At 64.9% G+C, this 8,279-nt stretch carries 12 protein-coding genes; 4 read left to right on the plus strand and 8 right to left on the minus strand.

From position 1 onward, the window contains the following. The 7 genes from CG471_RS13785 to CG471_RS13815 form a co-directional block, all read right to left on the minus strand. On the minus strand, window positions 1–687 hold the full coding sequence (locus tag CG471_RS13785; RefSeq protein ID WP_099232203.1) for an alternative oxidase: 687 nt from the start codon (window positions 685–687) through the stop codon (window positions 1–3). A gap of 27 nt (window positions 688–714) precedes the next feature. After that, the gene (locus CG471_RS13790) at window positions 715–1,110 is read right to left on the minus strand and encodes a group III truncated hemoglobin (RefSeq protein ID WP_069336907.1); all 396 of its coding nucleotides are present in this window, start codon (window positions 1,108–1,110) and stop codon (window positions 715–717) included. A gap of 190 nt (window positions 1,111–1,300) precedes the next feature. Next, on the minus strand, window positions 1,301–1,681 hold the full coding sequence (locus tag CG471_RS13795; RefSeq protein ID WP_099232208.1) for an STAS/SEC14 domain-containing protein: 381 nt from the start codon (window positions 1,679–1,681) through the stop codon (window positions 1,301–1,303). A 151-nt stretch (window positions 1,682–1,832) separates the two neighbouring features. Continuing rightward, window positions 1,833–2,909: a hypothetical protein gene (locus CG471_RS13800; protein WP_069336908.1), complete on the minus strand. Its 1,077-nt coding sequence runs from the start codon at window positions 2,907–2,909 to the stop codon at window positions 1,833–1,835. Between the two features lie 227 nt (window positions 2,910–3,136). Then, entirely contained in the window at window positions 3,137–3,430 is a 294-nt protein-coding gene (locus tag CG471_RS13805) for an HU family DNA-binding protein (RefSeq protein WP_069336909.1), read from the minus strand. Between the two features lie 376 nt (window positions 3,431–3,806). Next, complete coding sequence (locus tag CG471_RS13810; protein WP_069336910.1) at window positions 3,807–4,181, minus strand: metalloregulator ArsR/SmtB family transcription factor; 375 nt, start codon at window positions 4,179–4,181, stop codon at window positions 3,807–3,809. Continuing rightward, a complete protein-coding gene (locus tag CG471_RS13815; protein ID WP_099232204.1) occupies window positions 4,178–4,801 on the minus strand; it encodes a peroxiredoxin in 624 nt (207 codons plus the stop codon). The genes CG471_RS13810 and CG471_RS13815 overlap by 4 nt, the downstream gene beginning before the upstream one ends. Window positions 4,802–4,901: 100 nt before the next feature. Between CG471_RS13815 and CG471_RS13820 the strand changes: the two genes are divergently transcribed. From CG471_RS13820 to CG471_RS13835, 4 genes are read left to right on the plus strand one after another with little or no spacing between them, the layout of a single operon-like run. Next, complete coding sequence (locus CG471_RS13820) at window positions 4,902–5,819, plus strand: MBL fold metallo-hydrolase (RefSeq protein ID WP_099232205.1); 918 nt, start codon at window positions 4,902–4,904, stop codon at window positions 5,817–5,819. After that, window positions 5,816–6,253: a YeeE/YedE family protein gene (locus tag CG471_RS13825; RefSeq protein WP_069336911.1), complete on the plus strand. Its 438-nt coding sequence runs from the start codon at window positions 5,816–5,818 to the stop codon at window positions 6,251–6,253. The genes CG471_RS13820 and CG471_RS13825 overlap by 4 nt, the downstream gene beginning before the upstream one ends. After that, the gene (locus CG471_RS13830; protein ID WP_180275705.1) at window positions 6,253–6,660 is read left to right on the plus strand and encodes a DUF6691 family protein; all 408 of its coding nucleotides are present in this window, start codon (window positions 6,253–6,255) and stop codon (window positions 6,658–6,660) included. Before CG471_RS13825 ends, CG471_RS13830 begins: the two co-directional genes overlap by 1 nt. 26 nt (window positions 6,661–6,686) lie before the next feature. Further along, window positions 6,687–8,072: a bifunctional protein tyrosine phosphatase family protein/NAD(P)/FAD-dependent oxidoreductase gene (locus tag CG471_RS13835; RefSeq protein ID WP_257211539.1), complete on the plus strand. Its 1,386-nt coding sequence runs from the start codon at window positions 6,687–6,689 to the stop codon at window positions 8,070–8,072. Here the strand turns inward: CG471_RS13835 and CG471_RS13840 are convergent. Then, the coding region (locus CG471_RS13840) for a Tn3 family transposase (protein ID WP_143560206.1) at window positions 8,064–8,279 on the minus strand (216 nt) is incomplete at its 5' end. The two genes, CG471_RS13835 and CG471_RS13840, sit on opposite strands and share 9 nt — an antisense overlap.

Genomic DNA, 8,279 nt, shown 5'->3' on the forward strand with positions numbered 1-8,279 from the left:
TCAGGCGGCCAGCCGGGTTTGCTCGGCGTGCTCGGGATAGGGCGCGACCGTCTCCGCCGGCGCCAAGCCCGCGAGCTCGTTCGCGAACCCATGATTGACGTCGCGGTGATGTGCCTCATCGGCCCGCACGACCAGCACGACATCGCGCAGTGTCGCGCCCTCGGGCAGCTTCCAATAGTGCCGCGCGATCGCAGGCGCTGCCACATTTGCGCTACGCCCCTCATCGATCTCCTTGAGGTAGAGGGTGTAGCTGATCACCGCCTCTTCCTCGAAATAGCCGACCACCCGGTGCGCGGTTCGGGCGCTCACCAGATAAAGCGCGAAGAAGGCAAGGTAGAACACCCACTGCACGGCCAGGATCACCAGTCGCTCGAAAAGCGTCGGCTTGGCGACCTCGATGAAGGTCATCAGATGCATGCGCTCGTTCTCGGCTTCTTCCATGAGCGTCCGGATCCACCCCTTGTCGTCGCACATTCGGCGCAGGCACTTGAGGTGATTGACCGTCGCCCCCACCATGCCGGGCACGGCCGCCACCGTCTCGAGAACGATGGCCCGATGGCCATAACGCTTGGCGAAGAAGGTGTCGGCGCAGAAGCGAAGCATCTTCGTAAAGCCCAGAGCGACGCGATCGCGCATGTCGCGCGGCGCATGATGGACGTTGAGGTCGACGAGGGGAATCTCGGTCATTGGTTCAATCCTGTTTGCAACCGCGGCTCAGGCGGAATGGTGGTCCGGCTGGCGCTCCAGCCGGAAGAACATGGCGAGCTGGAGGCTCTCGGCGATGCGCGCGGCCTTGGCCTGCAGCGCGGCCGCGGCTTCGCGGCTCATCAGCTCGTTGCTGGTCTGCGCCCAGAGCGCGAGCCACCGCTCGAACAAGGCGGGCGACAGCCGGTCGCGATGCTTGAGATGAGCGGGCACCGGTTGGCCCTTGTACCGCCCGCTGCCCGTCATGACCGAGGACCAGAAGGCACGCAGCCTCGTCAGGTGCTCGGGCCAGTCGCCAATGGCGTCATTGAATATGGGACCGAGTTCCGGATCCTTCCGCACGCGGGCGTAGAACGCATCGACGAGCTCGCCGAGACCTTCTTCGTTCAACTCCAGATCGGGCACCGTACCAGCTCCAACGCGACGTGATCGTCGAGCCGCCGGATAAAAGGATCATTTCTCGTGCATCATTAGGAGTTGTACGGATGGCAGTGCATCTCAAGCGCTCCGACCCGTTGCGAGACCGCCGCGAGGCGCCGACCCACAGCCGCGCGTTGAGTGGCCGACGCTGCCTCGAGCGCGATCAGCCATCCTGCTAGGCCGCGGAAGGCGCGCCCTTGACCCAGGCGAGTGCTTCCTCGCGCTGCGCCGGCTCGAAAGTCTTGTAGCTGATAAAGGGCAGAACCGCGCTCTCGACCCGGGTGCCGATCCGCACCCATGTCTGGTCGGCAACGACCGCCACGCGTCCGAACCGTGTCAGCTTGCCGAAAAGGGGGATGGCGCGCGCCACATAGCCCGGAAGGCCGGTGAGCTCGATGCCGTCGATGCCGCGCGTCTCGACAAATATATGGATTTTCTCGTGATGGGCCATCGCTTGGTCGAGCCGGTCCATCATGGCGTCGAGATCGGCGCCCGTGATCTTTCCGGAAACCTCGAGCGCGATGACATCATCGCCAGCCTCGATCACCCTGTGCATGACGCATGCCTCCTTGCTTGCAAATGCCGCTTTGTCACCAGCATGCAGATCGGCCGCATGAGCTTCAAGCAATTGTGACGCGATCGGCCGCAGCGCTGCCCCGGATGATGGATAAAGCTGGCGGCGGTCACCCGCGCGACGGGCGAATGGGCTAATAGCGCCGATGCGCGCGCATGATCGTCCCCGTGGGACGCCCATCGCCAGCCCCAACCCCGACCAGGATGTCGACGCGCGGCCGCCGCAGCGTATCGACCGCCAGCGCAAGGGGCTCGTCCTCCTGCATGACCGCCGTGCGCGCCGGCGCGTCGATCCCGGCGAGCATGTCCGCGACGGTCCGCTCGGCCGGCGCAAACAGGCCGGCATTCCGGTCCGCGTCGGCCAGAATGTAGCGGGTAATGTCTAGGGCCGAAAAAGCCGCGACGGGACGCCCGTCATCGTCGAGGCAGATCGCAACCGGACGGCCGCGATCGAGCGCGCGCATCACGTCCTCGAGGCTCGAGGCGAGCGTCGCCGGGACAAACTCGGGCGCGAGCTTCGACGACAGAAGCTCGCCGTGCCCGCGGCCGTTTCGCGGCCGCGTCCGGAGCACCTGTCCGATGGTCGTATGGTGGCGGGTCCAGGCTGCCGTTTCCGGGCAACGCAAGGCGATCAACTCGACGATCTTGGCCTGCAGGTCACCCACATTCTGGTCGAGGATCGGCTCATGGTGCGCGACCCTGTTGCGAAACCGGTTGATCGACCTTGCCAGGCCCTGGACCTCGTGCCGGCCGACCGGCGGCCGCGCATGCGGGAAGACGATGTTGAGCGCCGTGCGCCAGAGGGCGTGGTATTCGGGTCGGAGCAAATGCGACCAGAAGTCGAAGGTGAGTTCCGCGACAATCTGCCCCCGCGATGCGCCGGCGCCCGCGCGTCCGATCGCCTTGTCGAGCGTCGCTCGTCCGGCATCTGTCAGGAGCCCATCGCGCAGCGCCGCCTCGTGCGGCCAGGTCTGGCCGTAGCGACTTACGAGAAGACCATCGATCGCGTTCCGCAGCGTTACTTCGACCACGTGCAGCGGATAGAGGAACGCCTTGGCGAGCCGGGCATTGTAGAGGTAGAGCGCCAGCGCGTAGCCCGTGTCATTGCCACCTTTGGAAAGGTAGGCGCCGAACCTCGGTTCCGACAGCGAGGCGCGAATCGCGTCCACTTGCGCCGGGAGATAGGGATAAGGAACTTGACTTTCAGCCATTCACGCGCAAGACCATAACAGCAGTCGAATCGGCCCCACTGGCATCGCCAAGCGCCCTCGACACGGAATATCGAGCACCAGGTCGGGCCAGTCCCCACCTGGTGTTTCTGTTTTCCGGACTCGCGGCAGGGGCGTGCCTTCCTCAGAAACGACGCCCGTTGTCACTGTTTTGCCATGGCGATCAAGCGACAATCGGCTGAAAACCGATCCTAAATGCGCTTCGTCGCTCAGTCAGCATGCGCATCGCCGTTCAAGCGCGCGCGGAGCGTCTTACCCGCCTTGAAGAAAGGAACACGCTTGCCAAGCACCGCGACGGTCGACCCGTTTTTCGGGTTTCGGCCCGCACGCGCGCGGCGCCACCGCGCTTCGAAGACGCCGAACCCGCGCAGCTCGACACGCCCACCGGCAGCCATCTGCCGCGCGATTGCGTCGAAGAACAGGTCGACAAGACGTTCGATATCGGCAGCAGCAAGCTCGGGATTGTCCTGACCCAAGCACCTGAGCAAATCCGATCGCACCATCAGCCGACTTCCCCCTTCATTCGACAAGAACAAATGCTGCAGCCCAGCCTCGCATGAGCGCGCCCTTGCCGCGTAGCAGATAAGGAAGAAAGAGAATATATCTGCTTAAGCGCATGCCGAAGACGAGTGACAGTAGGTTGCCCGTAGCGGTCCAATATCTGTCTGCAGGAGCTTCAGGTTCAGAAGCAACGCCGTGAGCTATATCTTCGCGATCGACACTTTAGCCGTGAATACGGGTGCCCGAGAATATGGAGGTCCGCGCAAGAAAGTTCATCGCCTTGGCTCTTGCATCCCGGGCCTATAGGAAAACAGCTCCTGGCGGAACGGTATCTGGTCTTTCCTCAGCACTTGCGAGGTTGGATCACCGGGCAGCCCGCTAAAGGATTCGAGCGAAGCTCGCCACGCCGTGAGGAGCAGCGCTGTTGCTTTGTTGACCGGATCGGATTGTCGGCGCGGCGCCGCCGAGCATGGCTTCGATATTGCTGACGCACTGCTCGACGCTTTCATCGGCAAGCGTGTACCACACCTGCTTTGCCGCCTTGCGCGCCTTCACCAGCTCTGCCCGGCGCAATTCGGCCAGCTGCTGGCTCAGCGCCGGCTGCCCGATCCCCGTCGCCTGAGCAATCTCGCCCACATTACGCTCACCGAGGAGCAAACAGGAGAGGATCATGAGCCGTTGCGGCTGGGCGAAGACCTTGAGCTTGTCGGCTGCGGCCGATGCAGCATCCTTGTTTTCGAAGAGTGGAGTCATGGCTGCGGCTCGAAACGGCAGAACCAGTCGTGCGCGCCGCTCGTCTGATCGTCGACCGGCAGGAGCGCGGCCTCGCCCTCTGTCCAGCCCTCGGGCGTAAGCACGTCCTTCTCATCGACGCACTTGAGAGCGCGCAAGAGCCGCAGGAGCTCGTCGACGGAGCGGCCGACATTATGCGGATACGCGGTTGTGGCACGGACCACCCCCTGAGGATCGATGAAGAAGGTCGAGCGCATCGCCATGCTGTCGGCCGCGTTCTCGCCGATCATGCCGTAGGCGCGGCCCACCGCCATGCTGGGATCCTCGATGATCGGGAAACCGATCTCGACCTCGAAGAGGTCCTTCAACGCCCGCACCCAGGCGATATGCGCGTAGAGGCTATCGACCGACACGCCGACAAGTTTGCATCCCAGCGCCTCGAACTCGGCTTGCCGGCGCGCCAGCGCCACGAATTCGGTGCTGCAGACCGGCGTGAAATCGGCCGGATGCGAAAACAGCAGCACCCAATGGCCGCGGAGCTTGGAAAGCTGGAATTCGCCCCTTGTCGAGCGCGCCTGAAAATCCGGCGCGGCATCCCCGATCCGGATCGCCGACGGCATGCTGGCAGCTGCTTCAATCATGAGGTCCTCCTGCAGATGCCCGCCCGACGAAGCAAGCCGTTGACGATCTATGATCGGTTACATACATGATTATTGTAACTTTGAAATCAAGGAGAGTCGCATGACCGACCCCGCTCTTGCCCATGCCGCAACGCAGATCACCGCTGCGCAAGCGGGCGTTCCCGTCATCGCGGCGTTCTTCGACGAGCCGACCTTCACGGTCACTTACGTCGTCCATGATCCGGAGACGCTTCGCGCCGCCGTGATCGACAGCGTGCTGACCTTCGACCCCGCGTCGGGACGCACGTCGCATGAAGCAGCCGACCGGATCATCGCGCATGTGCAAGAGGCCGGGCTGCACGTGGACTGGCACCTGGAGACCCACGCCCATGCTGACCATCTCTCGGCGGCCCCCTATCTCCAACAGAAGCTCGGCGGCAAAATCGCGATCGGCGCGCACATCTGCACGGTGCAGGAGACTTTCGGCAAGCTGTTCCACGCCGGCAGCGACTTCCAGCGGGACGGGTCCGATTTCGACCAGCTGTGGAAAGACGGTGACACCTTCTTGATCGGCGAGCTCTCGGTGACGGTTCTCCATGTCCCGGGCCACACACCAGCCTGCGTCGCTTATGTGATCGGCGACGCCGTGTTCGTCGGCGACACGATGTTCATGCCCGACTATGGGACGGCTCGGGCGGACTTTCCCGGCGGTGACGCGCGCACCCTGTTCCGCTCGCTTCGGCGCCTGCTCGAGCTGCCGCCGCAGACCCGCCTTTTCATGTGCCATGACTACCTGCCCGAGGGCCGCGGGCACTATGTCTGGGAAACGACCGTCGCCGAGCAGCGGCGCGCGAACATTCACGCGCATGACGGGATTACCGAAGACGAATTTGTCGCAATGCGCGAGAGCCGCGACCGTACGCTCCCCGTGCCTCGGCTGATCCTTCCCTCCGTCCAGGTGAACATGCGCGCGGGGCATCTGCCGCCCCCCGAGGGGAATGGCGTCAGCTATCTCAAGCTCCCGGTGAATCAGCTATGATTCCGGCCCTCTCCCATGCGCAGCCGCTGGCGGGATTTATTGGCGGCCTGATGATCGGCTTGGCCGCAGCCGTCATGCTGCTGGCGCTGGGTCGGATCGCGGGCGTAAGCGGCCTCGCGGCCCGCGCTCTGAAACTATCCGACGCCGGGCCGCCTTGGGCCGAGGCGACCGCATTTGTCCTCGGCCTTCCCCTTGGCGCGTGGCTTCTCGCAGCGACCGCGGAAGTGGCTCCGGCGCATTTCCCTACAACACCCCTCTTGCTGGTCGCCGGCTTGATCGTCGGATACGGCACGCGGCTCGGCTCAGGCTGCACCAGCGGCCATGGCGTATGCGGCCTCTCCCGGCTCTCGCGCCGCTCGCTCGTCGCCACGGCGCTTTTCATGGCTAGCGGCTTCGCGACCGTGGCGGCGATGCGCCTGACAGGAACGCTTTGATGCGCGCGCTCATCGCCCTCCTCTGCGGCACGCTGTTCGGCGCGGGCCTGGCTGTCTCGGGGATGACCGACCCGATGCGCGTGCGGGCATTTCTCGACCTGCTCGGCCCCTGGGACCCGACGCTTGCCTTCGTCATGGCCGGCGCCATCGTGCCGATGGCCATGGCCTGGAGGGTCCAGAGCCGCATGGCCCGGCCCTTCGCGGCAAAAACCTTCAACCTCCCCGATACTGGCCGCATCGATCGCCGGCTGGCGATCGGCTCCATTCTCTTCGGTGTGGGCTGGGGTATCGCCGGCCTGTGTCCGGGCCCCGCCGTGGCCAATCTCGCGCTCGCGCCTGCAGCAGCCGCGCCGTTCCTGCTCGCCATGCTCGCGGGCATGGCGCTGCATCGCCTGACATCGCGGTAAGCACGCCTTTTTTGGGAAACGTCCGCATGACCATCAAGCAGCTTTCTCCGACGCTCAGCGTCGCGCCGCAGCTCACCGCAGCGGATATCGCCGACATAGCCGCAGCGGGGTTCCGCTCGATCATCTGCAATCGCCCGGACGGTGAAGCACCCGGCCAGCCGCCCGCTCGCAGCATCGAGCAGGCGGCGACAAGCGCCGGCTTGGCCTTCGTCCATGTTCCCGCCGTCGCCGGCGCGCTGACCGATGCGGATGCCGAGGCCATGGCCAAGGCGCTCGACAGGCTTCCGGCGCCCGTCCTGGCCTACTGCCGCTCGGGAGCACGGTCGGAAAAGCTCGCGGAAATGGCGGGGCGGGCCCGGCAGCGTGCGGCGGAAGAGGACTATGACATCGTGGTGGTTGGCGGAGGTAGCGCGGGAATAGCTGCTGCCGCCAGCATCCTGAAGCGGCGGGACCATCTGCGCCTCGCGGTCGTCGAGCCCAATGAAGACCATTATTATCAGCCTGGCTGGACAATGGTCGGGGCCGGCGTGTTCGACGCCGCGGTCACCCGGCGCGAGGAAGCGCGGCTGATTCCAAAAGGCGCGCACTGGGTCAAGGCAGCGGCGCGCAGCTTTCAGCCCGATGCCAATCAGGTGATGCTGCAGGACGGCCGGCGGCTCAGCTACAAGGTCCTGATCGTCTGCCCCGGCATCAAGCTCGACTGGGACGCCATCCCCGGTCTTGCCGCAACGCTCGGCCGTAATGGCGTCACGTCGAACTACCGCTACGACCTGGCACCCTATACGCACCGGCTCGTCAAAGCTTTCAAGGGCGGCAGGGCGCTGTTCACTCAGCCTGTGATGCCGATCAAATGCGCCGGCGCCCCGCAAAAGGCGATGTACCTCTCCTGCCATCGCTGGGAAAAAGCCGGCGTGCTCGGCGCCGCCGACGTGCATTTCCACACAGCCGGCGGCGTCCTGTTCGGGGTGCCCGATTATGTCCCAGCGCTCATGGACTATGTCGAGCGCTACGGCATAAATCTGCATTTCGGCTCGAGGCTGGTGGAGCTCGACGGACCCCGACAGACGGCGGTATTTGAACGAGCCGACGGCAAAGGCACGCAGCGCGCGGCCGAGCGCTTCGACATGATCCATGTCGTCCCACCGCAGGTCGCGCCCGACTTCATCCGCGAAAGTCCGCTCGCCGCGGCGTCGGGCTTTGTCGAAGTCGACGAGACGACGCTGCGTCACCCGCAATACTCGAACATCTTTGCCCTCGGGGACGCCTGCTCGGCGTCGAACGCGAAGACCGCGGCGGCCGCCCGGGCCCAGGCGCCGGTCGTTGCCGTCAACGCGCTCGCAGCGCTCGACGGCCGGCCGCCGGCCGCGGCCTATAAGGGGGCGTTTGCGGGAGGGGGCGGAATCCTACGCTAAGGATTTGGGCCAGCGATATTCCCCGGTTAGATTGATGTGTTCCCATCCCAACGGCGAGACGTGGGCGAGTAGATCAGGCGCGATATGGGTACCGCTGGCGGCCCGGGTATTGACGACCTCGCCGAGCTTCATGGTGTTCCAGAATATGATGATGGCGGCGAGCAGGTTCATTCCGGCGATGCGATAGTGCTGGCCTTCGCCGGATCG

The sequence above is a fragment of the Sphingobium sp. IP1 genome (assembly GCF_002708645.1).
GTDB lineage: Bacteria > Pseudomonadota > Alphaproteobacteria > Sphingomonadales > Sphingomonadaceae > Sphingobium > Sphingobium yanoikuyae.

Coding starts and splice junctions, on each gene's coding strand:
- CG471_RS13815 (WP_099232204.1), bottom strand. CDS start 4,801: ATGATTGAAGCAGCTGCCAGCATGCCGTCGGCGATCCGGATCGGGGAT.
- CG471_RS13805 (WP_069336909.1), bottom strand. CDS start 3,430: ATGGTGCGATCGGATTTGCTCAGGTGCTTGGGTCAGGACAATCCCGAG.
- CG471_RS13825 (WP_069336911.1), top strand. CDS start 5,816: ATGATTCCGGCCCTCTCCCATGCGCAGCCGCTGGCGGGATTTATTGGC.
- CG471_RS13820 (WP_099232205.1), top strand. CDS start 4,902: ATGACCGACCCCGCTCTTGCCCATGCCGCAACGCAGATCACCGCTGCG.
- CG471_RS13785 (WP_099232203.1), bottom strand. CDS start 687: ATGACCGAGATTCCCCTCGTCGACCTCAACGTCCATCATGCGCCGCGC.
- CG471_RS13830 (WP_180275705.1), top strand. CDS start 6,253: ATGCGCGCGCTCATCGCCCTCCTCTGCGGCACGCTGTTCGGCGCGGGC.
- CG471_RS13810 (WP_069336910.1), bottom strand. CDS start 4,181: ATGACTCCACTCTTCGAAAACAAGGATGCTGCATCGGCCGCAGCCGAC.
- CG471_RS13800 (WP_069336908.1), bottom strand. CDS start 2,909: ATGGCTGAAAGTCAAGTTCCTTATCCCTATCTCCCGGCGCAAGTGGAC.
- CG471_RS13795 (WP_099232208.1), bottom strand. CDS start 1,681: ATGCACAGGGTGATCGAGGCTGGCGATGATGTCATCGCGCTCGAGGTT.
- CG471_RS13835 (WP_257211539.1), top strand. CDS start 6,687: ATGACCATCAAGCAGCTTTCTCCGACGCTCAGCGTCGCGCCGCAGCTC.